The following is a 24863-nucleotide window of genomic DNA, read 5'->3' on the forward strand; positions in this document are numbered from 1 at the left end:
GGTTTGTTCTCGTCGGGGTACGTTCAAACCGGGATCAGGTCCACCGCGGTGGCCACACTGACGATGGCGCCGCAACCGCGGGTCTCGTACATGTCCACGCGGTCCAGCTGAGGCAGGCCGACGCGAGCCTTGCCCAGCACCCAGGCTGCCAGGCTGGCGGTGTCGCCATCGGGCAGATCGGCAATCTCGTAAAGCGGCCGGTGGTCGATGGCCTTGAAGATGGGGTCGAACAAGGTCTTCACATCGCCAAAGTCCACGGTCCAGCCCATCACTGCATCGAGCTCGGCGCTCAGGTGCAGGCGCAAGGTGTAGGTGTGGCCGTGGATGGCACGCAGCGGGCTGTCGGCCGGCGCGGCCTTGAGCTGGATGGCGCTGTCCAGGGTCAGCTCCTTCCAGATGCGGTAGTTCTGGCCGTCGAAATTGGCACCGCAAGAGCCGGTTTCGTAGACGGTCAGCCAGCTCAGCTCGGGCAGCAGCGGCTTCATGCGCGCCCACAACCACGCCGAGATCACCTCGCTGGTCGGGTTGCTCAGGCCCTCGATCTCGTTCAGGCAGTGGTAGTTCAGCTCGGCATGGAAGGGTGCCCAGACTTCGTCCAGATGGTCGTAATCGATGCTGATGTCGCGCTCACCCAGGTCCTGATTGGCATGGACGATCACCTCGAAGCCATGGCCATGCATGCGGCCGCATTTGTGGCCCATCGGCACATTGGGCAGCTTGTGGGCCGCTTGAAAACGGTAACGGCGCCAGACATGGGCCATGCCGTTGACGTCCAGATCGACCCCGCTGTGCTGGGTGCTCTGGATGCCCACTTGCTGAATGCCGGGCACACCGAACTCATGTTCCAGGCGCTGGCGGATCCAGCGGGCGATGTTCTCGTCGGTTGGCTGTTCGATGGTCTGGTTCAGCAGCGCATGGTCCAGCGGCGCCACGCAGGCTTCCAGCCGGCGCCGCAGTTCTTCCACTTCAGCGCCAGGAAACGGTGCCCAGCCCGCAGGCAGTTGAGCCCGGATGGTGGCGAAATAGCTGTGCCCGTGCAGGCCGCGGCTGCGGTGGCCCGAGGGCAATGCCGGGATCTGGCAAGCCGACTCAAAGCCACAGGAGGCGGAGTACAGGGTGTCGGTGTTCATCAAAAACTTCGCCTTGCAATATCAATAAGGATTTAGAACTTTAAGAATGGTAGTCGTAGTAAGGGTGAACCCTGGCTGTGGACAAGCGCAATTTTCTCAGTCCTGACAAGTGTTTGGCAGCTTCCAAAGCTTGTGGAGGCCTGGCCCTGAACTTTCGGCTCGACCGATAACAACTTGGCGGATCGCCGCCGGCCTGTGGACAAGCATCGACTTGTTCAAGTTTCGTCCACAGCCTTGTCCACAGGCTGGCGCTCAAGTCCCTGTTTCACCAGCCACCATGCCCTGGTGGTGGCTGAGAAAGACCTGACCCTCGAACCACTGCTGCCAATCGGCGGCACGCAGACGGTCCAGAACCGGCCCCTTGACCTCACTCAGATCCAGGCGCAAGCCCTGACGTTTCAAGTGCGCGTGCAGTTCGCGCAAGGCCTCCAGGCCGCTGAAGTCGATGCTGTTGACCGGCGACATCAGCAGCACGACCCGGTGTACCTCCTGCCGCTCCTGGTTCAGCAAACCTTGCACCACATCGCTGAGACTGCGGGCATTGGTGAACAAGAGGCTTTCATCGATGCGCAGGCCCAGCACCCCGGGCTGACACTCGACCGCATGACGGCCGACATTGCGGTAATGCTCGGTGCCCGGAACCCGGCCGATCAAGGCCACATGGGGCTGGGCCGTGCGTTGCAGCAGCAAGGCGATGGAACCCAGCACCCCGAGCGCCAGCGCAGCCGTCACGCTCCAGCACAGCACGATGGCGCTCACGCCAGCCATCAGCAGGGCTTCCGGCCGCGCATAGCGCCAGGCCTCGACAAAGGGCTGAAACTTCAGGCCTGAGAGCACGGCCACCAGAATCGTTGCTGCCAGCACGGACTTGGGAAGCCAGGCCAGGGGGCCGGCCAGCAGCAGCATGGCCAAGCCCATGAACAGCGCGACGAACACGCCACTGGCGCGGCTGCGGCTGCCTGCCTCGTGAAGCAGCACGCTGCGCGAGAAGCTGCCCGCTACCGGCATGCCGCCGCTCAGGGCGGCACACAAATTGGCCGCCGCCAGGCCGCGCAGCTCAGCGCCGGCCTGCACCTTCTCGCCGCGGCGGCGCGCGAGCGCCTCTGCCACGACCAGGCTGGACACATAGGCGATCAAGGCGATCAGCAAGGCACTGGGCGCCAACTGCCACCAGAGCTCGCCGTTCAGCCGTGGCAGGCTGAAGTGCAGATCCATCGGTGGCAAGGTGCCCACCAGGGCGACGCCGCGCGAGACACCGTCCAAGGCCCAGGCCAGTCCCATGGCCGCCAGCAGCAGGGCCATGGGCACCAGGCGGGCGCTGCCGTTCGGCAGCCAGCGCCGGCCGGCCAGCAAGGTGGCACAGGCCAGCAGGCCAAAGCCCGCGCTCAAGCCATGCCAGGCAAAGCCGCTTGCCCGCATGGATGCCCACATCCCCGGTAGCTCGAAGCCTTGGGCCGGGCTGCCCAGCAGCACGGGCAACTGGCTCATGGCGATGGTCAGGGTGGCGCCGGTCTCGAAACCGTGGAGCACCGGCACTGACAGCAAGGAGGCGAGGGCGTCCAGGCGCAGGGCCGATGCCAGCAAGAGAATCAGGCCGACCTCGGCTGCCAGCACCAGGGCCGCTTCCGAGGGGCTGACGCCGGCCGGCAGGCCGCTCAGGGCCTGGGCAATCATCAAGGCCAGCACCGCCACCGGCCCGACGCCGAGCACCGGGCTAGAGCCCCAGAACGCGTAGGCCAACAGAGGCAGGAGGCTGGCATAGAGGCCGATCTGCGGCGGCAGGCCGGCCAGCATGGCATAGGCCAAGCTTTGGGGAATCAGCAGCACGCTGACCAGCAGGGCGGCCAGCAGATCGCTGCGCATGCCATCGCGGCGGTAGGTCTTCAGCGTCAGCAGCCGCTGCGCGATCCATGGCTTCGAGGCAAGCTTCATCGTCCGCATTGTCTCAGCCGTACCGGTGACGCCGGTTCAGGCGCTGCTCGGTCCCAGGATCTGTTTGAGGCTGACCCGCTCGGAAGAACAGGCGGCATCAAAGTCGGCCGCTATGGCGGCCAAGGCTTCGGCATTGGGCGCATGAACCGTCTCGATGCCCATGGCTCGATTGCGGCCACGCGACTTGGCGCTGTAGAGCGCCATATCGGCCCAGTTGACGGCCTGCTCCCAGTGCAGCAAAAGCTGGCTCGGTGGCAGGGGAAAACGGGCAAAACCCAGGGATACGGTGATGCGCAGCGGCCCGTCGGTGGTCTGTACTGGCGTGCCGGCCACACTGTGCAGGATGCGCTCGGCCAGCGCGCACAGCTGTTCGGCGCTGACGTCGGCGGCAAACACCAGAAATTCCTCACCCCCCCAGCGCACCACCAGATCGTTCTGGCGCACCGCATGCGAAAGCCGGCGTGCCACTTCACAGATCACGACATCGCCGATGCCATGGCCATGTTCGTCGTTGACATGCTTGAAATGGTCGATGTCCACCATCAGCAGGGCACCGTTGAAGGCGGGCTGGGCTTGCTGGTTCATGACCGCCAGAAAGTGCCGGCGGTTGGCCAGGTCGGTCAGCGGGTCGCGTTCGCTCTGGGCGCGCAGCAAGACTTCATTGGCCTTGAGCCGCTTGTTGGCCAGGTGTACTCGGCGCACCATCACTGCAGCGAGCAGCAGGGACAGGCCCAGCAGGGCCGCCACTGCATAGCCGACCTGGCTGGCCAGCTGGCGGTTGCTGAGCTGGCGGTCGACCAAGGCTTGCTTGCTGACCAGCAGGGCCAGGTCCCGTTGCTTGCGCTCGCTGTCGTACTTGAGCTTGAGCTGCTGCAGCGAGCTTTCGCGATGGCGTGCGGTCAGCTGGTCATTGAGCTTGCGTTCGGCGTGATAGGCCAGGATGGCCTCGCGCGTCTGGCCGGCCGCGGCCCAGGCTTCGCCCTGCTCGCGCAATTCCACGGACTGTTCGACCAGCTCGGTATGCCCTTGGTTCAGCTCACGCAGCCGCGCCAGTTCCTGGCGCGCGCGCTCGAATTGGTGCAGCTGGATGCGCGCCACGGCCAAGTTGTTGCGCAGGGCGCGTTCGATTCGTGCATCGGGTTGGTGCGCCAGCCAGTCCAATGCCGGCCCGGCCGCCTGCAGGGCGCGCAGGGGCTGCTTCTGCTGCATATAGAAATCAATCAAGCCGATGTGCATCTGCGCCAGCAACAGGCGATTGCCGGTGGCCCGGGCAATTTGCAGGCCTTCATCGAGGGCCTGGCGCTGCGCCCGCAGATCGCTGTTGCGGGCAGCCATGGTGGCCTCGATGACCTTGATCTGTCCCAGGGTCTGCGCATCCCCCTGCGCCGTCTGCAGGGCCAGAGTCAGCCAGCGCCGGCTTTGCTCGGTCTGGCTCAGCGACTGGTGTACCTGGGCCAAGCTGGCCATGCTCAAGGCGCTGCGTTCCGAGTCAATGCCGGCCTGCGCCAAGTCCAGGGAGCGGCGCAGGTGCACCTCGGCCAGCGAATGCGCACCTTCGGCCGCGCGCTGGCGCGCCAGCAGACGCAGCGCCGACCAGCTGCTGCGGTAGTCGCAGTGGCCTTGTTGTATGACCGCTTTCAAGCCTTCCTCGGGGCAGTTCGCCTCCAGGATCAGCCAGGCCTGGCTCGCCCAGTCGGCGGCGGCTTGCAGCCTGCCCTGGCGTGCCGCCTGCTCGGCGCGGAGCAAGAGGCTCAGAGCTTGATGCCCCGGCTGGGCGGCCAGACGCTCGGCCAGGCGCAGCGCGGCCTCGCTGTCGCCACGGGCCAGCAGCAGGCGAGCCTCGGCCAGATCAAAGTCCGCGCGAGCCCGTTCGTCGAGCACGCCGTCGGTGGCCGCCGCCTGGCGCCAGGCTTGCAGCGTCTTGAGGGAACCGAGGGTGCCAGGCTGATGGTTCGCCTGGCCCTGGTCGTGCCGAACCAACTGATCGAGCTGGGCGGCCAGGGCCTCAGCTTGAGCCGATCTAGGGCTCGATATTGTTGCTTGGACCTGGGCCGGCGCGGGCAGGCCCAGGCTGCATCCCAGCAAGACCCAGAGATAACGCGAGCGCAAGCGGCGGACCCTGCTCATTGCCGGCTGTCCTCGAAACGGGCTGGGCCATGCAAGGTGATCAGCTCCAGCTGTCCGGCCTGCCAGGAGGCTTCCATATCGGCCGTCAGCGATTGCAGCTGCGCATCATCGACTGCGGCCACAGAGGCAATGCCGTAGGCCTTGTTGCGGCCATGGGCCTTGGCCAGATACATGGCCGTGTCCACCAGATCGATGGCGCGCTCCCAGCCCAGAGCCAGCTCATGCGGGGCTATGGGGAAGCTGGCGAAGCCGAGCGATGCCGTCACCGGAATTCCTTGCATGCCGTGATTGACCACAGGCCAGGCGATCTGGTCCAAGAGGCGTTGGGCCAGGGCGCTGGCATAGCTGGCCTCACGGGTGTTGATGAGGATCAGGAATTCCTCGCCGCCCCAGCGCACCAGCAGGTCTTCGTCGCGCAAGCAGGCGCGCAGGCGCTGTGCGATCTCGATCAGCACGCTGTCGCCGGCGGCATGGCCGTGGCGGTCGTTGATGCGTTTGAAGTGGTCGATGTCAATCAGGAACAGGCTGCCACTGATTCGGCCGTGTTCAGCCAGGCGTTTGATGGCGGCCTGGAAATGGCGGCGGTTGGCCAGGCCGGTCAAGGGGTCGCGTTCGCTGGCCGTCTTGAGCGCGGCATTGCTGTGTGCCAGGGCCTGGTTGGTGCGGCGAATGCGCTGATAGGCCAGACCCAGCAACACGGCCGAGAGCACGATGCAGCCGCCCAAGGCGGCCCATAGCCAAAGTTGCAGATCGCGCGCGCGCAGCTGCTCTTGTTTCAGGCTGTTGCCGCGGTTGAGCAGCTCAATCTCTTTGGCGCGGCGCTCGTCTTCATAGCTTTCCTGGCTTTCCAGCAAGGCTTTGCGGGTTTCATTGCGCAGCACCTGGTCGATGCGGCGGCGGTGCTGGTGGAAGGCGTCCACGGCGGCCGGCAGGTCTCCGGCGCGTTCGAGATGCATGCCCAGTTCCAGCCAGGCGCTGGCCGCAGTGGTGTCGGCCCCGCGCTGCTCGTCGCGGGCCAGCGCCTCCAGCACTTCGCGTTTGCCTTCTTCGATCCGCTTCAGACCGATTTTGGCAATGCCGCGGTTGTGGCGTGACAGCAGTTCGTAATCGATGTTCTGGCTGGCAATGGCCAGGGCCAGGGCCTGCTCGGAAAACTTCAGGGCCTGCGGGTAGTTGCCCTGGTTGAGGTGGAAATCGGCGAAATTTCCCAAGGCCAGGGCGATGAGGGCGTCCGAGCCACTCTGCCGGGCCGCGTCCAGGGCGGCTTGCTTGGCTTGCTGTGCCTGCTCCACCAGCCCCTGGGTTTGCAGGATGATGCCGCGCGTGGTGTGGACGTCGTAGAGCAGGGATGGGCTCGGGTCCAAATTGACTTCGGCCTGGGATTGATCGCTGAACTGCTGCGCCAACTCCAGCTGCTGGGCCTGGTGGTAGATGAAGGCGAGATTGCTCATCACCTGGGCGCGCCGCCAATGCTGGCCCATGCCGTCGGCCAAGCGCAGGGCTTCGTTGGCACTGGCGATGGCGTCATCGACCTGACCGGTTTCGGCCAGCAAATAGGCCATGAAGTCATGGCAGCGCAGCAGCAGGCGCGGCCCGGTCTCGCGCACGCTGTAGCCGGCCAGAGGCGCCATGGTCCGCTCGGCCTGGCGCAGCTCGTCGGCGAAACGCTGCTGCCTGGCGCGCACATAGAGCAGGGCGAGATGGGCGGCGCGGCGGCTGGCCTCGGCCGGCCATTCCTCGAGGTCCTTGAGGATGCTGGCGGTCAGTCCCGCATTGCGCATCTCGGTGGCCAGATAGCCGCGCTGTGCCAGCAGTTGCACGCGAGCCAGGCTGCCCGGCGCCGTGCGCGGCTGCAGCTCGTGCAGTGCGTGTTCGCTGGCCGCCGGGTGGCTTCGGCCCTCGCGTTCGATGCGCTCCAGCTCTTGCCAGATGGGCTGCTTGAGTTCTTCCTCCAGGGCTCCACCGCCGGCTGCAGCGGCCACCTGGGCTGGCTCGGCCGAGTCGGCTGAATTGGTTCCGGGCCCGGCCGGCTGGCAGGCACTCAGGCCGAGCAGGCTCAGCAGCAGGCCGACGCGCACGCTTTCAAGCAGGCAAGCGCGCGCACGGCGCCGCCCGGGCGCAGTTGCAGCGCGCGTGACAGCGGGTGCTCGGCTCATGGACGGCGGTATCGGCACGGAAGGGGTGGAGTTGAGGGCGGGCTCAGGATGGTGAGCGGATCGGCGGGCGCAAGCGCGACTTCCTTGGCAGGCCGGGGCGTCGCGGCGGACGCGCAGGCGGCAGTGTAGTGAGGCGGACCCGCCCCACAAGTGCTGATTTCCCCGGGTTCGCTGCCTTGGCTGCCCAAGCGCCTCAGGCGCGCACCAGCACCATGGTCGCCTGCATCAAGGCCACCACCTTGTACTCGCTGGCCTCCTCGCTCAGGAAGGCGCGCACCTCGCCGCTGCACACCGTCAGCAGGCGGCCGGCGTTCTGCACCTTGCCCACGGCCAGGAAATGCGTGCCGATGGCCGGCCGCATCAGATTGATCTTGAATTCAGCCGATACCACCTCAAACTCCGGCGTCGCCCGACTCAGCGCGGCATAGCCGCAGGCGCTGTCGACGAGGCTGGTGACCGCGCCGGCATGGACATAGCCATGTTGTTGCGAGACCTGGGGCGAGTTGGGCATGGCGATGTGCACTTCCCCATCGCCGACCCAGGCCAGGCGCGCGCCCAGCGTGGCCATCAGGCCCTGGGCTTCGAAACTACGGGCGATGCGTTGTTCGATTTCTGGACTCATGGGCATGGCAATGGGAAGCGCTGATGATGCGCTTTACTGTAGCGGCAGGATTCAGCGCCAGCGCTGCCTCAAGGTCATCACGCCACTGGCCGCCAAGTAGAGCAGGGGTGCCACGACGACTGCGGCGAGCGTCATCCCGGCCGGCAAAGTGGCTTTCTCCCAGATGCAAGCCTGTTCAGTCGCCGTCAGCTGGCACTGCAGAGTGATCCAGGCCCAGGGCGGGATCACGGCAAGCAGCAGGCAGCTGGCGGCTAGCAGAAAGTTGCGCAGCCGCCAGAGTAGGAACAGGGCGAGCAAAGCGGGTGTACCCAGTGCAAGGACGTACAGCATGACGCTGATCGGTTCTGTTAGGAACCAGGTAGTAGCGCTACTTAGCGCTTCTTGCCGCCAAACAGCAGCATGGCCGCGCCCAGGGCGATTGCGCCGATGCCGGCCCAGCTCGGAATATTGACGGACTCCTTCTCTTTGAGCGTCAGCTCGATCGGCCCGAGCTTGAGGTCATGGGTCTCTTTGGTGAAACTGAAACCACCGTAGACCAGGCCCAGCACCCCGGCTGCGATCAGCAGGGCTCCCAGCAGTTTGACGAAGTTCATGAGGGATTCTTTCAAGGAGTTGGGCGCGCTGGATCCCTTGACCTGGATCAGTGCGGGCTGGCGCATTGAACCATGGCTGTGCCGTTCCAAGGCTCAGTCCGCGGGCACTGAGTTCCGGCGGGCCAGCATCAGCACGTCGACGGTCTTTTGCGAGGCATTTGCCGGACTGTCGAGTTCTTCCATGAGGTCGACAGCGAAGCCCGCTTCGATGAGCATTTCGGCCAGGGTCGTCGGGCGGCGGTAGACCATGAAGACACGGTCGCCGCTGCTGCTGTGCTGAGGTCCACTGTGGGCGGGGTCCCCGGACACCGAGCTCAGCAGCAGCGTGGCACCGGGCCGCAGCAGCCGGGCCAGTTCCGCCAACACCCGGCGGGCGTCTGTGTCATCGAAGTAGCTCAGTGCGAAGCAGAAAGCGGCGGCGTCAAAGCCGGGCGCGAGGCTGCGGAGATCGCGGCAGTCTGCCTGCTGGCACACGGCGCCGCGCACGCGCTGCCCGGCCACCACCAACATCGCCGGCGAGCGGTCCACACACAGGATGTCGGCACTCGGGCAGGCCTGGCGCACAAAGGCGGCGGCATTGCCGGGGCCGCAGGCGAGATCGAGAAAACGTGCGCCGTTAGGCGGCAATGCCTCTGCCAGAGCCCGGTAGAAACGGTCGTAGTCGCGCAGCTCGAAATACTTCTCGGCATAACGCTGGGCATGCCTGTCAAAGCAGGCCACCGATTCGGCGTTGTAGTCCTCGGACATGGCACCCTCCATACGGGCCACATGCTAGCCGCCTGCTTGCCCTAGCCCGCAGGGCTCAGCGTTGGTAGCGCAGCAAATGCCCGCTGTACTTCTCAGTGGCAAGGGCGAGCGAGCGCAGCGGCTGGTCGTCGAGCTCGAAGCCCAGGCCGGCCATGCGCTTGCTGAAGGCCGGGCGGTTGCCGCGGTTGGGGTCGATGATCAGCACCTCGCAATGCGTCTGGGCGTGGCGTTCGATGAAGCCGGCCAGGGCGCCGCCCTCGTCGCGTTCATAGAGGATGTCGCTGCCCATGATGAGGTCGAAGCGCCCTTGCACGCGCGGCCGCCGACGCGCCGGACCGATATGGCTCAGGGCCTGCGCGAGGGCTTCCTCGTCCCAGCTCTGGCCCGACCAGTCGCCGTGGCAGTAGCGCATGGGCGGCAGCTCGTTGAGGCGCAGGTTCTCGAGCAGAAAGCTGGCCGCCAGCGGGTGGCAGTCGCTGGCCGTGACCAGGGCGCCGCGCCGGTGGCTGACCAAGCTGGCCAGGCCCAGACCGCAGCCGATCTCCAGGATGCTTTCACCTTCCAGCAATGGCCGCAGCGCCATGGCCTCGGCCAGGCGCAGACCCGAGGGCCAGAGCAGGCCGAACAGCGGCCAGGCGGCCGAGGAAATGCCCAGGGCTTCGGCCTCGCCGCCGGGGTCATTGAACTGCTGGCGATCCAGCAAGGAGCGGATCAGCAGGTCGGCCGCGCCGGCGATGGCGATCGACTCCTGCTTGTAGGCCAGAGGTGCTTTGGAGTCCGTTGATCCCGTGTCAGACATGGCTGGAGCTTTCGTGTTGCACACACATCCAACCGGAATGCTCGGGACTTTCTTTGGGTGAACGGGTGAACAAGTGAGCGGCGCTGCGCGCCTGGTGAACCAGCCACCCTCACCCCTTCACCTATTCACTCGTTCACGACTCACGACTCACGACTCACGACTCACGACTCACGACTCACCGCCGCCCGCCCCGCGTCTGCCACAGCGGCTTCTTGCCCTTGAGGTGCCGCTCGATGCCGTCGTTGAGACGGCTGCGCAGGTCCACCACCTCGGCCACCTGGCCGTAGACGCCAGGGAAGCGCAGGTCCAGCCAGAGCCACAAGGTGCAGCTGCGCAAGGCCTGCTCCATGCGATCGAGCCGGCTGTGTTCGTCCACGTCCTGCAGGAACCAGGGCGAACCGGCCTTGCCATTGAGGGCGTGGCGGTGGGCCCAGTCCAGGTATTCCTGCACCTGGGCATCGGTGCGGCTGTCCACCGGCGCTTGCGCGTAGATGAAGCGCTGCTTCATGGTCAGGGCGCCGGCCGCCTGGTCGAGTTGACCGGCCAGATCCAGCATCTGCTCCAGCTCGGCCACCGCGAAATGGGCGTCGTCCAGGCGCAGCTGTTCCATGAAGACATTGAGCACCTCGCGCAGGCGCTTCAAGCCCAGGCGGCTGGCGATGGTGTTGACATGCCACCAGTTCGGCGCCACCGCGGCCTTGAAGTCGCGCGGCGCCCGTGGCTGCTTGGGCAGCAGCTCCTTCAGCACCTTGGCCGCTTGCGGCTCGGCTTCGCGCAGCACGCCGCAGAAGCCTTCGTCGTGCATGCCATAACGCCCAGCCCGGCCGGCAATCTGGTGCACCTCGGAGACGGTCAAGGCGCGGTCACCCTGGCCGTCGAATTTGCTCATGGTGCTGAACAGCACACGCCGGATCGGCAGGTTCAGGCCCATGCCGATGGCGTCGGTGGCGACCAGGATGTGGGCGGCGCCGACGGCAAAGCGCTCGGCCTCGCGCCGCCGCACCTCGGGCGGCAAGGCGCCGTAGATGACCGAGACCGGGTGGCCGGCCTGGGCAATCTGGTCGCGCAGCATCAGCACCTCGCGGCGGCTGAAGGCCACCACCGCATCGCCCTTTTTGAGCGAAGCGATCGGCAGCGGCGCAGGCAGCAGCTGCACCTCCTGCTTGCGCTCGAAATGCTTGACCGTGCAGCGCTCGCCGCACAGACCCAGCAGGTTCTCGATCGCCGGCACGGCATAGGCCGAGCAGATGATGATCACCTCATTGGCCGGCACCGCGACGATGGCCTGGGTCCAGGCCCAGCCGCGGTAGAGGTCGAAGAGCATCTGTGCCTCGTCGATCACCGCCACGTCGATGGGCTTGTTGGTGTTGACCATCTCGATGGTGCTGGAGACCACGCGGGCGTTGTCGGCCGGCACGTTCTCCTCGCCCGTCAGCAGCGAGCAGGGCACGCCGCGGCCGACCAGTCGGTCGCGTCCTTCCAGGGCCAGCAGGCGCAAGGGGGCGAGGTAGCAACCTTCATGCGCTTGCGCCAGGCGCTCGAAGGCGGCGTAGGTCTTGCCGCTGTTGGGCGGGCCGACGTAGAGCGTCACCGTGCGCTGCAGGCGGCGCGCGGCGTCGAAGGTGTCGGGGTAGCCTTGGAAGGCCAGCTCGCTGTTCAGCCCGGCCAGGGTGTTGAGCTCGGCGACGCGGTGCTCCCAGCGGTCCTGGGCGCGCGTGCAGCCGGCCTTGAGCAGCTCGAAGGTCTGGGGCGTCGCGCATTCGGCCTGCAGGCGCGGCAGCAGGGACTCCAGATGCTCGGGGTGGCCGGCCTCGCTGCGCGCCAGCAGCTGGGCCAGATGGGCTTGCAGCTCGGCCGCATGCACATACGGCGGCTGCTGACCCAGGGCGGCTTTGAGCGTGTGCAGGTCGCCGTCGCGATAGAAGGCCCAGACAGGCGCATCGTCATCGAGTGGCACACGGAAGGCGAGCGGAATCAGCCAGCCCGGCTGGGCCAGCTTGAGGTTGAGGCGGCAGAGCCGGCTCCAGCCCAGGCCTTCGCGGCTCAGGCCCAGGCCGTCGAGCAGCACAAGGCGCTGTTGCATCAGTGCGCGCACGGTCGGCGCCGTGCCCACCACATCGAGGTGGGCCAGGGCCGAGGCCATCAGCTGCGGGGCAATCCAGCGGCTCGGCCGGGCACCGGCCACGGCTTTTTGCAAAAGCACCAGGCCGGCGCGGTCCAGCGCGTCTTCGCTGGCGCCGCCCTCGGCACCGGCCACGCCGAAATCGGCCGGCGTCAGCACCTGGGGCAGTTGGTAGGCGGCCTGGCGTATGCGTAGCAGTTGTTCGGGGCCGATGCCGGCCGGCAGGCGGCTGGCATGGCGCGGGTTGGGCAGGTTCAGCGGCGTGGGCTTGCCGGCGCCCGGGGACACAGCAGCCGCGGGGGAACTTGACGGGGACGTAGAAGAGGAGGGGGTGGCGGTCGTGGCCGCGTCTTTGGAAATATCACTCACCCTGGGAGTGGACCACATGTTCAAGCTGGGCACGAAGCCAGACAATGCGCGCGAACTCAGCCCCAAGCCGGAACCCGCAATGGCCACACCTTCTTCGTCCTACATGCTTTTGATCGTCGAACCCACCGGCCAGCGCCAAGAGCGCGGCCGCGAGGGAGGCGAGCAAGCCTATGCCCGCATGCTGGCCTTCACCGCGGACTTGCAAGCCCTCGGTCTGCTGGAAGCCAGCAATTCCCTGGCCTCGACGCGCCAGGCCGTGCGCTTGCAGGTGCGCGAGGGCCAGACCCAGCTGGTTGATGGCCCCTTTGCCGAGGCCAAGGAAATGATCGGCGGCTTCTTCCTGCTCAAGAACTGCAGCCGCGAACAGGCGCTGGAGATGGCCGCCCGCTGCCCGGCGGCCGAGTGGGCGACGGTGGAGCTGCGCCAGGTCGGGCCTTGCTTCGAGGATGCCGAGCCGCTCTGAAGACTGGGTATTTACCCTGATTCTGTGCATCAGCGGTCGAGAAGCGCTGCCCGGCTTCGTCGTGTGTGGGTGGGCCGCAAGCGGCGGCTCTGCTTCCATAGGCTCAGGAGAATCTCATGCGATTCATGATCATCGTGCGCGCCACCGCCAGCAGCGAGGCCGGCATCATGCCGTCGGCCGACGACCCGCTGATGGCGGACATGGCCCGCTATCACGAAGAGCTGGCAAAGGCCGGCGTGCTGCTGGACGGCAACGGCCTCAAGCCCAGCCGCGAGGGCTGGCGCCAGCGCTACCAGAACGGCCAGGCGCAGCTCATGGACGGCCCCTTTGCCGAAACCAAGGAGCTGATCGCCGGCTATACCTTGATCCAGGTGCGCTCCCGCGCCGAGGCCATGGAATGGGCGCGGCGTTTCCCGGCGCCCTTTGGCAGACAGGGCGACGGCGGCGAGATCGAGGTGCGCCAACTCTACGAGCTCGATGACTTCACGCCCGGCCCCGCCCTCGATCAGATGAAGGCGCTCGAGGCCCAGCAGGCCAGCCAGAACGCGGAGGCCGCATGATGTGGGCGAGCCTGTTCAAAGCCGTCGGTGGCCTCTTGCTGCTGGTGCTGCTGGTCTTGCTGATCCAGGCGGCGCGCCAGCCTGATCAGTTCCGTGTCGAGCGCAAGCTCCAGATTCAGGCCTCGCCCGAGGCCTTGTTTGCCTTGATTCAGGATCTGCGCCAGTTCAATCGCTGGAATCCCTACGAGAAGAAGGACCCGCAGATCCAGGGCCAGTACAGCGCCCAGACGGCCGGCCCCGGTGCTCGCTACGCTTGGCAGAGCAAGGAGGTGGGCGAGGGCAGCATGGAGATCACCGCGCAAGAAGCGCCACAGCGCGTGCAGATGCGCCTGGATTTCCTCAAGCCTTTCGAGGCCCACAACCTGGCCGAATTCCAGATCGTGGCGCAGCCGGGCGGCCCGTGTGAAGTCAGCTGGTCCATGAGCGGCCCCTCGCCCTTCATCAGCAAGCTGATGGGTGTGATCTTCAATATGGACCGCATGATCGGCCGCGACTTCGAGGCCGGTCTGCAGAATCTCAAGGCCCTGGCCGAGGCGTCGCCGCCTGCAGCCGCAGCCGCCGCGCAGAAATGACTCTGACCCCAATTCAGGAGGCCTTCGCCATGCACCAACAAATCTTTGTCAATTTGCCCGTTCGGGACTTGGCCGCTTCGCGTGCATTCTTTGAGGCCATGGGCTACCGCTTCAATCCGCAGTTCAGCAATGAGCAGGGTGCCTGTCTGGTGCTGGGCGAGCAGCTGTTCGCCATGCTGCTGACCCATGAGTTCTTCCAGGGTTTCACGGCCAAGCCCATCGTCGACGCGCGCCAGGGCAGCGAGCTCTTGCTCTGCCTGTCTTGCAGCAGCCGGGCCGAGGTCGACGCTCTCGTGGCCAAGGCCGTGGCCGCCGGCGGCAGCGCACCCCGCGCGCCGCAGGACCATGGCTTCATGTACGCCCATGGTTTCGAGGACCTGGACGGCCATATCTGGGAGTTGTGTTTCATGGACGTCAGCGCTTGTGCCGACCCAGGCAGCGATGCCTGAAGGCTGCGCCATGCGTGACACCGTGGCGGCCATCTGGCGTCAAGAGTCGGCGCGCATCGTCGCCCATGTGGCCCGTCTGGTGCGTGATCTGGACCGCGCCGAGGAGCTGGCGCAAGACGCCTTGCTGGCCGCCCTGGAAACCTGGCCGCGTGATGGCCTGCCTGATAAGCCGGCCGCCTGGCTGATGACCACGGCCAAGCATCGCGCGCTGGATCACCTGCGCCGCGTCGCCATGCAGGCGCGCCAGGAGGAAGCCCTGGCCCAGGATCTGCAAACCTTGCAAGCTGATGTGGAGCCCGATTTCGCGCCCGAGCTGATCCGCAGCCTCGATCAGGCCGCCGATGCCGCCCACATCGATGACGACCTGCTGCGTCTGCTCTTCATTGCCTGCCATCCGGTGCTGCCACCGGCCAGCCGGGTGGCCCTGACCCTGCGCTTGCTGGGCGGCCTGAGCACGGCCGAAATCGCCCGCGCCTGCCTGCAGCCCGAGGCCACCGTGGCCCAGCGCATCGTCCGTGCCAAGCGCACCTTGGCGGACAGTGGTCTGCCTTTCGAACTGCCGCAGGGCGCGGCGCGTCGTGAAGCCCTGGGCTCGGTGCTGGCCGTGGTCTACCTGATGTTCAACGAAGGCCATGCCGCCAGCAGTGGCGCCGACTGGCTGCGCCCGGCCTTGTGCGAAGAGGCGCTGCGCCTGGCCCGGGTGCTGGCGGGCCTGAGCCCGCAGGAGTCGGAAGTGCAGGGCCTGCTGGCCTTGCTCGAGATCCAGTCTTCGCGCCTGGCCGCCCGGGGCGATGCCCAGGGCCGGCCGGTGCTGCTGATGGCCCAGGACCGACGCCGCTGGGATGCCTTGCTGATCCGCCGCGGCCTGGCCGCCCTGGCCCGAGCTCAGACCTTGGCACAGGCCGACCCGGCCGGCCCCGGGCCCTATCAGCTGCAAGCCGCCATCGCCGCCTGCCATGCCCGGGCGGCCACGGCCGAGGCCACCGACTGGCCCGCCATCGTGGCCGCCTACGACGCTTTGGCGGCGCGTTTTCCTTCGCCCGTGGTCAGCTTGAATCGGGCGGTGGCGGTGAGCATGATGAGCGCGGAACAAGGCGGCGGGCCCGCGGTGGCTCTGGCCTTGCTGCAGCCCTTGCGCGAGCAACCGGCGCTCCGCGACTACCCCTGGCTGGCCAGCGTCGAGGGTGATGTGCTGGCCCGGCTGGGCCGCGGTCGGGAAGCGCGCGAGGCCTTCGAGCGTGCCGCTCGGCTCAGTGGCAATGCCCAGGACCAGGCCTTGCTGCGCGCCCGGGCGGCCGAGCTTTAAGTCGCGTCGTTCAGCGGTCCGCCGTGCGCTCGCCCAACATGCGCTGCATCAGGCTGAAGAAACGGTCGTAGAAGGCACCGGCCGGGATGGTCTCGCTGGCCACCTTGACCAGGGATTCGTCGGTCGAGGACATGGGTACCGAGATGGACCCCAGGGCGCTGACGCCGATGCTGGTCGAGTTGCTGCTCTTCTTGAGTGAGTAACGGTCTTGTTGGGCGGAGACGAAAGCCGTGGTGACCAGGTCCTGACGGCCGTCAGGCGCACACACGACATTGAAGCTGATCTCCACATGGACCTCGCCGTCCGGCTGGAAATGCTTGCGGCCGGTGACCGAGCTGTTGTTGCTGCTGGCCGGCACGGCATTGGATGGTGTCGGGCTGATCACATAGCCCTGGCTCAGCAGGGCACGGCGCGCTGCCTCGCAGGTGTCTTCGACCGTGCCGTCGAACAGGCGCGAGAAGGTTTCGTCGGCCTGGAAACGCTCGTTCTGGTAGACGGTGGTCTTGCTCACCTTCTCGGCCGGCGCCTGGAAGGGCAGCTGCACCGCACAGGCGCTCAGGCCGAAAGCGCACAGCAATGCGCTCCATCGCCCGGGACGGATGGCCGGCATGGGGCGGGTCGGGCCGGGTGGCCACCGGGGTGGCTGCGTCATGAAATCACTCTCCTCGTTGTCACTCGTCGGGCTCGGCGGGCACAGCGTCGCCATTATGGCAAGGCTGCTCCGTCCCGCCCGCAGCGAGCTGATGCATGATGAGGCCTCCGACATGCACAGGGTGCGGACCATGAAACAGCCATCCCTCCATTTGCGCCTGCGCGCCCTGCGCCGTCTCGGCCTGGGCTTGCTGCTGGGCCTGGGCAGCACGGCGGCCGTGCAGGCCCAGGACGCACGCAGCACGGCCGAGGACGCCCTCGCCTTGATGAAGAAGGCCCAGGCTTTCATCAAAACTCAGGGCATGGACAAAGCGGTGGCCGAGTTCAACAACCCGAACAGCCCCTTCAACAGCAAGAGCGAGATCAACCGCCATGGCGATCTCTACCTTTTTTCGCTGGACGCCAAAGGCTTTCAGATCATTCACGGCATCAATCCGCGCATCCGAGGCACCAACAAGTTCGATATGCGTGACGCCAACGGCGTCTACCTGATCCGCGAAATGGCCCAGCTCTGTTTCGCCAGCGCCGAGGGGCGCGGCTGGGTGCAGTACCAATGGCCCAATCCGGTCAACCGCCAGGTGGAGACCAAGCTCGGCTATGTTGAGCGCGTGCCGGGCAGCGAGCTGTGCCTGGGCACCGGCATTTACAAATGATTCATTTGAGTGGCGCTTGCCGCGGCAGCAGCAGGCGCAGGCGGGTGCCCTGGCCGGGCGCGCTGTCGATGGCGATGCTGCCGCCGAGCACGCTGGTCACCAAGTTGTAGACGATGCTCAGCCCCAGGCCGGAGCCGCCCTGGCCGAGTTTGGTGGTGAAGAAGGGCTCGAAGACATGGTTGAGGTGCTCGGCTGTGATGCCGACCCCGTCGTCGCTGAAGCAGATCTCGAGGCGTTCGCTGTCCAGGGCGCGGCTGCTCAGACGCATCAAACCACTGCTGCCGGGCGCAAACGCATGGCTGACGGCATTGCTGACGAAGTTGGTCAGGACCTGGGTCAGGGCGCCGGGATAGCTGTCCATCTCCAAGTCAGGGGCCAGGTCCAGCTCCAGACGGTGCTGCTTGCGGTACATGGGCTCCAGCATCAGGGCCAGTTCCTGCAGGACATGTCGAAGGTCGAACGGGCGGCGCTGGTCGCTGCTCTGGTCCACCGCCACATGCTTGAAGCTGGTGATCAGATGGGCGGCGCGGTCCAGGCTGCGCACCAGGATGTCGGCGCCGCTCTGGATCGAACCGATCAGCAGCGCCATGCGTGAGCGACGCGGCCGCTCGACGCCCAGTTCGGCCGACAAGCTGTCGGCATAGGCCTGGATGGAGCTGGCCACGGTGACCCCATTGCCGATCGGGGTGTTTAGCTCATGGGCGATGCCGGCCACCAGGGAACCCAAGGCCGCCATTTTCTCGGTACGCACCAGTTCGCTTTGCATGCTCTTGACCGTGTTGAGCGCTTCCTCAAGGTGCTGGGTGCGCTGTTGCACCCGCGCTTCCAGCTGGGTGTTGAGTTCACCCATCTGACGCTCGATCTGGCGCTGCTGTGTGACATCGATGATGGACACGATGCCGAGGGACTGGCCGCCCGATTGCAGCAAGCGGGTCGAGATGAGGGCAGTGAACAGCGTGCCATTGACGCGGCGCAGCTCCGCCTCCAAGCTGTCTACCTGTCCCTGCTGCTGCAGATCGCGTGCATAGCGCTCGCGGCGTTCCGGGTCGAGCCAATGGCGCGGATCGAGCGGTGAGGCGCCGATCCAGCCCGCGCGGTTGATGTCGAACAGCCGCAGCATGGCCTCGTTGACTTCGATCAGGCGGTGTTGGCCGGCATCCATCAGGGCCAGTGGAATCGGTGCGTGCTGGAACAGGGCGACAAACTTGGCCTCGCTGTCACGCAGGCGCTGCTCCGAGCCCTGCAAGCGTTTCATATGCAGCAGCAGGTAGTAGGTCAGCAGCAGGTGCAGGGCGATAAACACGCCGGAAAACAGTAGACGGTCGTGGGCGCGGTCTTGCCAGGTTCCAAGCACCAGCGACATGTCCCGGCCGAAGACGATCACCAAAGGATGAGCGGGGAGTTTGCGGTAGCTGACCAAGCGCGGGCGACCATCGCCGAGCAGGCCGCTGTCTTCGAAACTGCCTTCTTCGGGCCCGGCCTGTATGCGGTCCAGGCCAGCCTGGACCGCGGCTGGGGCGCCGCTGCTCAGTGACGGGGCGCCGGCAACCGCCTGACCGGCCGAGGTGATCATCTGCACCGTCGCCTGGCTGTTTCTGGCCACGCTGGCGTAGAAGCTTTTGAAATAGGCAATCGTGAGCTCGGTGCTGATCAGGCCCAGGTGGCGGCCCTGCGCATCGTAGAGATTGCGCGCCAGCGGCAGCACCGCCTCGCTGTCGATCAAGCGCTCGAAGCGCTTGCCGATCAGCAAGTTCTTGCGTTCGGGGTGCTGCAGCAGCTCGGGGATGAATTCGCGCAGCTCGCCGGGCGCGGCGAAGGCCGGGAAGTCCACCGGGCTGGCCCAACGTTGGCCCTGGAGATTGACGTACTGCAGGGCCCCGGCCGAGCGGCTGGTGCTGAGTTGGTCTTCCACCAGGCCGCGGATGCGGGCCTCGCTCCGAGCCAGGCTCTCTGCGGCGTCCGCGCCTGTGCCCGAGCCGCTGTCCATGCCGGCCACCAGCACGGCAATTGCGTCCAGGCGCGCAGCGGCTACGGCCAGCTGCTGACTGGCATGTTCCTCCAGCAGGCGCGCTGTGGTGCGGCCGTTGGCTGCTTCGGTCGCCAGGGTCAATTCACGGTCCTGTCGTATGGCCCAGACGGTCTGGGCCACGATGGCCACGGTGGTCAGGCCGACAAAGACCGACAAGATCAAGCCGGGCCGGCGAGCGGTTCCAGATGAACCATCACGCAGTCCCGGTTGCTGCGCTTCGGCAGGCGGACGAAGGCTCATGAAGGGGCAGGATGGCGAGAAGGGTGGAAGGCCACGCTTTCGGTCTGGGCGGCCAGCGCAAAGGAGGTGCGCGCTGTGACGATAGCAGATGCTGACGGCGCGAATGGCCGGCTTCGTGGCAGGCCGTCGGCATGCCGTCTCGCTACACTGCCCGCTCCTTGCGGCCCGCTGCGGTGCACGCCGCCCCATCCCTTTACTGCCTTCAGCCTCATGAACTCGACCCGCTCCGTTCGCCCGCGTTTGCGCCGCCTGGCGGCTTGCCTGTCCTTGGCACTTTCGGCCGCCGTGCTGCCTGGTCTGGCTCAGGCCGCGGCGCCCGTGGCTGCCCTGGCTGCGGCGCAGTCGCAAGTTCGTCAGGCTTTCGAGCGGGAAGTCGATGCCTTTCTGAAGGACTATTGGCGCTTGGTGCCCGAGATGGCCGTGGCCGCCGGCCAGTACGCCGCTGCGGCCCAACTGCCGGCGCCGACCGAGGCCTTGCGCCAGGCGCAGCTGGCTTTTGCCCAGCGCTGGTTGAAGCGCCTGCAGGCATTGCCGGCCAAGCTGACGCTCGATGCCGGCCAGCGCAGCGACCTGGCCCTGCTGGACAACCATCTGCGCGGCCTGCAGTGGAGCTTGAGCGAGCTGCGCAGCGACCAGTGGAATCCGTCCGAGTACAACGTGGCCAATGGCTTCTCCGAGCTGCTCAGCAAGGAGGATTTCGCACCCCTGCCCCAGCGCCTGGCCCTGGTGGAGCGTCGCCTGCAGCAGGTGCCGGCCTATTACCGCGCCGCTTTGCTCAAGCTCAAAGAGCCCAGCCCCATGCATCTGCGCCTGGCGATCCGCCAGAGCGAGGGTGCGCTCGACACGTTCCGCAGCAGCATCCCCGAGGCGGCAGCCAAGGCCAAGCTGGCGCCGGCGCGCCAGGCCGCCTTGCTTCGCCATAACGCCGCGGCGCAGCGCAGCCTGGAGCAGTTCATCGCCGAGCTCAAGGCCGTGGATGCGCGCCAGACGGCGGCCGGCACAGGCCGTGATTTCCGCCTCGGCCGGGCGCTGTTCGAGAAGTCCTTCGCCTACGAGATCCAGGCCAATGTCGATGCCGACGGCCTCTACCAGCGCGCCCTGGCCGAGAAGGCCGCCCTGCACCAGAAGATGGGTGAGCTGGCTCGGGGCATGTGGCCCCAGCTCTTCCCCGGCGAAGCGGAGCCGGCCGAGCGCCTGGACCTGATCGCCCGCGTCATCGACAAGCTCAGCGAGCGCCATGCCACGCCCGAAGGCTTTGTGGACGAGATCAAGGCTCAGATTCCGGCGCTCTCGGCCTGGGTCACCGCCCATGATCTGCTGACCCTGGACCCCAGCCGCCCTTTGCTGGTGCGCGAGACCCCCGCCTATATGCGCGGCGTGGCCGGCGCTTCGATCAGCGCGCCCGGCCCGCTGGACCCCAAGGGCATGACCTACTACAACGTCGACCCGCTGGACAAGTACGAGCCGGCCGAGGCCGAGTCCTTTCTGCGCGAGTACAACCACTGGACCCTGCAGGTGCTGAGCATCCACGAGGCCGTGCCTGGCCACTATGTGCAGCTGCTGTACTCGAACAAGTCCAGCTCCAAGGTCAAGAGCCTGTTCGGCAACGGCGCCATGATCGAAGGCTGGGCCGTCTACGCCGAACGCATGATGATGGAAAGCGGCTGGGGTTCGGTCAACGGCCAGCCCAGCCCCGAGATGGGCCTGATGTACGCGAAATGGAATCTGCGCGTGGTTTGCAATGCCATCCTGGACTACCAGACCCATGTGCTGGGCCAGGGCGAGGCCGAGGCCATCCAGCTGCTCGAGCGCGAGGCCTTCCAGGCCAAGACCGAGGCCAAGGAAAAATGGCATCGCTCACAAGTCAGCGCCGTGCAGCTGAGCAGTTACTTTGCGGGCTTCTCGGAAATTCTGGCTCTGCGCGAGCAGCTCAAGGCCGCGCAGGGCCCGGCCTTCAAGCTCAAGGCCTTCCATGAGAACTTCCTCAGCTATGGCAGCGCCCCGGTCAAGGTGGTCAGCGAGGCCATGCTGAAGGTGGCCGCAGGCCGGCCATGAGTTCTTTCGACCTGGCTCATCTCCTGCAACTGGAAGAGCAGGTCTGGGCGGCCTTGGTGTCGGGCGACCGAGCGGCCGATGAGCGCCTGCTGGCCGATGAATTCCTGGGCGTCTATGCCAGTGGCCACGCCGGCAAGGCCGAGCACGTCGGGCAATTGGATGGCGGCGCGGTGGTCGCGCACTACCGATTGAGCGAGGCCAAATTGCTGCCCTTGGGCGAGGGCCTGGCCTTGCTGAGCTACCGGGCCGATTGGCAGCGTGTGTCTCGGGAGATGGAGAAGGCGGCGGAAGCGATGTTTGTGTCCTCGCTCTGGCGGCGCAGGGCCGATGGCCTCTGGCAGAACCTGTTCAGCCAGGACACGCCATGCGTGGAAAGCGGTCGCTCCGCTTGAGCGTCAGCACCGGCTTCAGCCTGCGACCGCAGCCTTGTGAAGCGACGCCTGGCTATGGGAGAGAAGCCAGAGCAGACGCTTGTGCGCATCCTCCGCTGGGATGGATGCCACCCGAGAGAAGCACGGTGCAGCTGTAGATGGCTCCAGATGTCTTGATGCTCGCGAAGAGGCCGGAGCCGGCAAGATGGAAGGCAATGCCCACTGCGCTCGCACCGATATTGCCGATAGGGACACACTTGGGATGAGGACTGCCTGCTGCGTTCTGTACCGATCGGCAGTGACTGGCTCTCCCCGTGGGGGGTATGCCCACAATCCTGCGACAGTCCTAGACATGCGCGATTTGCGAAGCTGTCAGGGCCCCGCTGACGACCGGGCGGCGCAGGACTCCACCAGTGCGGCCACCGCCAGCGCTGATCGCACCGCGCTTTCCAACAGCGGCACGCCGGTTTCGGCGTAGGAGCCGCACCACCAGACGCGACGTCCGGGCTGTGCATGCAGTTGCTTCAGCGCGGCCAGGGCGCCAGCGCTGCCAGCATCGACCAGCGGGCGCTCGAAGCGAGCGTGGCCGATGATGCGGTCCTCTCTCGGCAAGCGCTGCGGCATCACGGTCTGGAACAGCGGCGCGGCATCGCGCAGCCCGGGCTGCACGCGGTTGATCCAGATCGTGCTCTCGGGTTGCTCGTGTTCGGCGCAGACACGGGCGCTCACCGGGGACCAGTCGGCGCGCTGCGCCGGCAGCAGCGCCGTGTCGTTGTGCATCATCACCTCGAGCGCACGGTAGCGGAAGGCGGCCAGCGCCGCGATCTCGTCGGGCGCGGCGTCGGCCAGCAGGGTGAGCGCTTGGTTGGCTTGCGTGGCGAAAACAATATGGTCGAAGGTCTCCTCGCCAGTGCTGCGTTGCACCACCACTTGTTCGGCCGCGCCACGCCGGGACCAAACGGCCACCACGCCGGCGCTGCATTGCACGCGGGTGATGCCGGCCATCAGCTTGGCCGCCACTGCATCGGCGCCGTCGCGCGCACGGCGCACGCTTTGCCGCGCTACGCCAGCGGCTGCGTAGCCGGCGATCACGGCAGCGGGGTAGGCGCGTGCGTCCTCGCTGCTGCAGGTGCCAATGGTGGCGACAGCAGGCAGCAGCAGGCCGTCGACGAACTCGGGTGCGATGCGCTCGGCAGCGACGAACTCGCCGATGCTCGCAGCACCCAAGCCCCCATCGGCCAGCGCCGCGCGTGCGCGGGCCTGGAAGTGCAGCGCACCTTGCACGATGCGCCGTCCCCGCGCGCCGGCCACGTCCTGCGGCAGCACATAAGGCAGTGACCAGGCACCGAGGCGAGCGTTGCGCCAACGGAAGTAGGTACGGCCGTCGCCGTCAGTGAAGGTGGTCGCGTAGTCGACGGGATCGGTGGCCACGCCGAGGTCTGCGTACAGGCGCGTGAGCGTCGGGTAGTAGCCGGGGTAAAACACGCGCAACGGCACGTCGATACGCAGGCCTGAGGGGCTGTCGTTCAGTGCCACCGAGCTGGCGATAAAGCCGGGCAGCGCATGGCGTTCAAACAAGGTCACCGCGTGGCGCCGTGACAGCTGCCAAGCGGCCACCAAGCCGGCGATGCCGCCCCCGATGACGGCGATGTTCATGGCCGAAGGTTAACCGGTGTTTTCCGCCCATGCATCCCGTGCCCGGTGTCGAAGGTATTGCGCTCATCCAGCCTTGCTGGCGACAAATCGCCCATTCAGCTGGAGGCGAAAGTCTTCGGCTCGATGAGTCGAACTCCCGAGATTGACACAAGCCGGATGACCAGGCCCCGTGGCGATCATCGTTCTTGTACGAAGCCTGTTTTGTCTGGCACGGCGCCCTGTGCCGTCGGCAGCTTCTGCCGAGCTCGCGGGGCTAGGTCATGCGATACATGTACTTGACCCGCTTGCGCTGCCGCAACTGGGCACGCGGCGAACCGGCTGCGGCAGCGCTACGATGCATTCACCCCAATGAAGCGGAGCCGACCATGCGACTGATCAAACCACTTTTGGCCGCGCTCGCCCTGGCGGTCCTCGCGGGCTGCGCCACTGCGCCTGTGCCCGGCCCCACGCCGGCCAAGTCCGCGCAGGTGGTCTCCACCGAGATCAAGTCGATGCTGTGGCTGGGCAACAGCTTCTTCTACTACAACAACTCGATGCATGGTCACGTCAGCCAGTTGCTCAGCGCAGCCGGCGCCAAGAACATGCGCAGCAGTTCCGCCACCATCAGCGGTTCGGGAATCAACTGGCACGACCTGGAGGCCCACTTCAAGCCCGGTGGCGTGGCCAGCTACAGTTTCGTCGGCGACAACGAGGTGCGCTTCAACACCTTCGACAAGCCCTTCGACGGCGTGATGATGATGGACTGCAGCCAGTGTCCCATTCACCCGCAGTTGCAAAGCATCTTTCATGAATACGCGGCCAAGCACAGCGCTACCGCACGCAGCCATGGCGCGGCGCCCATCTTCTTCATGTCATGGGCCTATCAGGACAAGCCCGAGATGACGCAGCAGCTGGCCATTGAATACATCAAGGCTGGCAAGCAGAACAAGGCCCTGGTCGTGCCCGCGGGCCTTGCCTTCGCGACTTCACTGGCCAAGCGCCCAGAGTTGACGCTGCACGTGGCCGACAAACGGCACCCGACGCTTGCGGGCACCTACCTGGCAGCATGCACGGTGCTGGCCTCGGTCTACAAGATCAACCCGGTAGGCCTGAGCTACACCGCCGGCCTGCCTATTGACGTGGCCGCACATCTGCAGGTCACGGCCTGGGAAACTTCGCAGGCTTTCCACGCCAAGGAAGGGCGCGGTAGCCTGTGAAGTCAGTAAGGGCATTCAGGGCAGTAAGCGCGGTGCAATTGCTTGCCGCGCAAAGCGATTGCGTT

At 66.4% G+C, this 24863-nt stretch carries 22 protein-coding genes; 9 read left to right on the forward strand and 13 right to left on the reverse strand.

All coding sequences use genetic code 11. The features are described 5' to 3' along the window. Nucleotides 1-23: 23 nt before the first annotated feature. The 10 genes from LNV23_RS06280 to LNV23_RS06325 all read right to left on the reverse strand — a co-directional run bounded on the left by LNV23_RS06280 (nt 24) and on the right by LNV23_RS06325 (nt 12516). Nucleotides 24-1130, reverse strand: coding sequence for a 6-carboxytetrahydropterin synthase (locus tag LNV23_RS06280; RefSeq protein WP_263515932.1), 1107 nt, complete (start codon nt 1128-1130; stop codon nt 24-26). A gap of 252 nt (nt 1131-1382) precedes the next feature. Beyond that, entirely contained in the window at nt 1383-3062 is a 1680-nt protein-coding gene (locus tag LNV23_RS06285) for a SulP family inorganic anion transporter (protein WP_263562190.1), read from the reverse strand. Between the two features lie 36 nt (nt 3063-3098). Further along, nucleotides 3099-5189: a GGDEF domain-containing protein gene (locus tag LNV23_RS06290; protein WP_263562191.1), complete on the reverse strand. Its 2091-nt coding sequence runs from the start codon at nt 5187-5189 to the stop codon at nt 3099-3101. Next, complete coding sequence (locus LNV23_RS06295) at nt 5186-7345, reverse strand: tetratricopeptide repeat-containing diguanylate cyclase (RefSeq protein WP_263562192.1); 2160 nt, start codon at nt 7343-7345, stop codon at nt 5186-5188. The genes LNV23_RS06290 and LNV23_RS06295 overlap by 4 nt, the downstream gene beginning before the upstream one ends. A 193-nt stretch (nt 7346-7538) precedes the next feature. Then, complete coding sequence (locus tag LNV23_RS06300) at nt 7539-7967, reverse strand: PaaI family thioesterase (RefSeq protein ID WP_263562193.1); 429 nt, start codon at nt 7965-7967, stop codon at nt 7539-7541. A gap of 51 nt (nt 7968-8018) precedes the next feature. Continuing rightward, nucleotides 8019-8297, reverse strand: a complete 279-nt coding sequence (locus LNV23_RS06305; RefSeq protein WP_263562194.1) for a hypothetical protein — start codon at nt 8295-8297, stop codon at nt 8019-8021. A 41-nt stretch (nt 8298-8338) separates the two neighbouring features. Then, the gene (locus tag LNV23_RS06310) at nt 8339-8560 is read right to left on the reverse strand and encodes a hypothetical protein (protein WP_263562195.1); all 222 of its coding nucleotides are present in this window, start codon (nt 8558-8560) and stop codon (nt 8339-8341) included. Nucleotides 8561-8653: 93 nt separating this feature from the next. Further along, entirely contained in the window at nt 8654-9307 is a 654-nt protein-coding gene (locus LNV23_RS06315) for a class I SAM-dependent DNA methyltransferase (protein ID WP_263562196.1), read from the reverse strand. A gap of 55 nt (nt 9308-9362) precedes the next feature. Further along, nucleotides 9363-10106: a class I SAM-dependent methyltransferase gene (locus LNV23_RS06320; RefSeq protein ID WP_263562197.1), complete on the reverse strand. Its 744-nt coding sequence runs from the start codon at nt 10104-10106 to the stop codon at nt 9363-9365. 175 nt (nt 10107-10281) lie between these two features. Next, entirely contained in the window at nt 10282-12516 is a 2235-nt protein-coding gene (locus tag LNV23_RS06325; protein ID WP_263562198.1) for a helicase-related protein, read from the reverse strand. Between the two features lie 160 nt (nt 12517-12676). Here LNV23_RS06325 and LNV23_RS06330 point away from each other — a divergent pair, with 160 nt between their 5' ends. From LNV23_RS06330 to LNV23_RS06350, 5 genes are all read left to right on the forward strand, one after another. Then, nucleotides 12677-13060, forward strand: coding sequence for a YciI family protein (locus LNV23_RS06330; RefSeq protein ID WP_263562199.1), 384 nt, complete (start codon nt 12677-12679; stop codon nt 13058-13060). A gap of 116 nt (nt 13061-13176) precedes the next feature. After that, nucleotides 13177-13620 carry a YciI family protein gene (locus tag LNV23_RS06335; RefSeq protein ID WP_263562200.1) on the forward strand — a complete coding sequence of 148 codons (444 nt, stop codon included), beginning with the start codon at nt 13177-13179 and terminating at the stop codon, nt 13618-13620. Next, nucleotides 13617-14192: an SRPBCC family protein gene (locus tag LNV23_RS06340; RefSeq protein ID WP_263562201.1), complete on the forward strand. Its 576-nt coding sequence runs from the start codon at nt 13617-13619 to the stop codon at nt 14190-14192. The genes LNV23_RS06335 and LNV23_RS06340 overlap by 4 nt, the downstream gene beginning before the upstream one ends. Nucleotides 14193-14221: 29 nt before the next feature. Beyond that, nucleotides 14222-14641 (forward strand): VOC family protein, encoded by a 420-nt coding sequence (locus tag LNV23_RS06345; RefSeq protein WP_263562202.1) that lies wholly within the window; start codon nt 14222-14224, stop codon nt 14639-14641. A 10-nt stretch (nt 14642-14651) separates the two neighbouring features. Beyond that, nucleotides 14652-15947 carry an RNA polymerase sigma factor gene (locus LNV23_RS06350; RefSeq protein WP_263562203.1) on the forward strand — a complete coding sequence of 432 codons (1296 nt, stop codon included), beginning with the start codon at nt 14652-14654 and terminating at the stop codon, nt 15945-15947. Nucleotides 15948-15957: 10 nt separating this feature from the next. On the opposite strand, the gene LNV23_RS06355 is transcribed toward LNV23_RS06350, so the two are convergent. After that, nucleotides 15958-16599 carry a DUF2242 domain-containing protein gene (locus LNV23_RS06355; protein WP_263562204.1) on the reverse strand — a complete coding sequence of 214 codons (642 nt, stop codon included), beginning with the start codon at nt 16597-16599 and terminating at the stop codon, nt 15958-15960. A 130-nt stretch (nt 16600-16729) separates the two neighbouring features. Here LNV23_RS06355 and LNV23_RS06360 point away from each other — a divergent pair, with 130 nt between their 5' ends. Next, nucleotides 16730-17251: a cache domain-containing protein gene (locus LNV23_RS06360; RefSeq protein ID WP_263562205.1), complete on the forward strand. Its 522-nt coding sequence runs from the start codon at nt 16730-16732 to the stop codon at nt 17249-17251. A 1-nt stretch (nt 17252) separates the two neighbouring features. Here the strand turns inward: LNV23_RS06360 and LNV23_RS06365 are convergent, their stop codons facing one another. Then, a complete protein-coding gene (locus LNV23_RS06365; protein ID WP_263562206.1) occupies nt 17253-19520 on the reverse strand; it encodes an ATP-binding protein in 2268 nt (755 codons plus the stop codon). Between the two features lie 210 nt (nt 19521-19730). Between LNV23_RS06365 and LNV23_RS06370 the strand changes: the two genes are divergently transcribed. Together LNV23_RS06370 and LNV23_RS06375 are read left to right on the forward strand one after the other, a co-directional pair. Then, nucleotides 19731-21575: a DUF885 domain-containing protein gene (locus tag LNV23_RS06370; RefSeq protein ID WP_263562207.1), complete on the forward strand. Its 1845-nt coding sequence runs from the start codon at nt 19731-19733 to the stop codon at nt 21573-21575. After that, the gene (locus tag LNV23_RS06375; RefSeq protein ID WP_263562208.1) at nt 21572-21967 is read left to right on the forward strand and encodes a nuclear transport factor 2 family protein; all 396 of its coding nucleotides are present in this window, start codon (nt 21572-21574) and stop codon (nt 21965-21967) included. Before LNV23_RS06370 ends, LNV23_RS06375 begins: the two co-directional genes overlap by 4 nt. Nucleotides 21968-22318: 351 nt before the next feature. On the opposite strand, the gene LNV23_RS06380 is transcribed toward LNV23_RS06375, so the two are convergent. Continuing rightward, nucleotides 22319-23602, reverse strand: coding sequence for an NAD(P)-binding protein (locus tag LNV23_RS06380; RefSeq protein ID WP_263562209.1), 1284 nt, complete (start codon nt 23600-23602; stop codon nt 22319-22321). A gap of 365 nt (nt 23603-23967) precedes the next feature. On the opposite strand from LNV23_RS06380, the gene LNV23_RS06385 reads away from it, so the two are divergent. After that, nucleotides 23968-24798, forward strand: a complete 831-nt coding sequence (locus LNV23_RS06385) for a hypothetical protein (protein ID WP_263562210.1) — start codon at nt 23968-23970, stop codon at nt 24796-24798. The last annotated feature ends 65 nt before the right edge of the window (nt 24799-24863 follow it).

This window comes from Kinneretia sp. DJ1R-11 (genome assembly GCF_025717595.1).
Classification (GTDB): domain Bacteria; phylum Pseudomonadota; class Gammaproteobacteria; order Burkholderiales; family Burkholderiaceae_C; genus Paucibacter_A.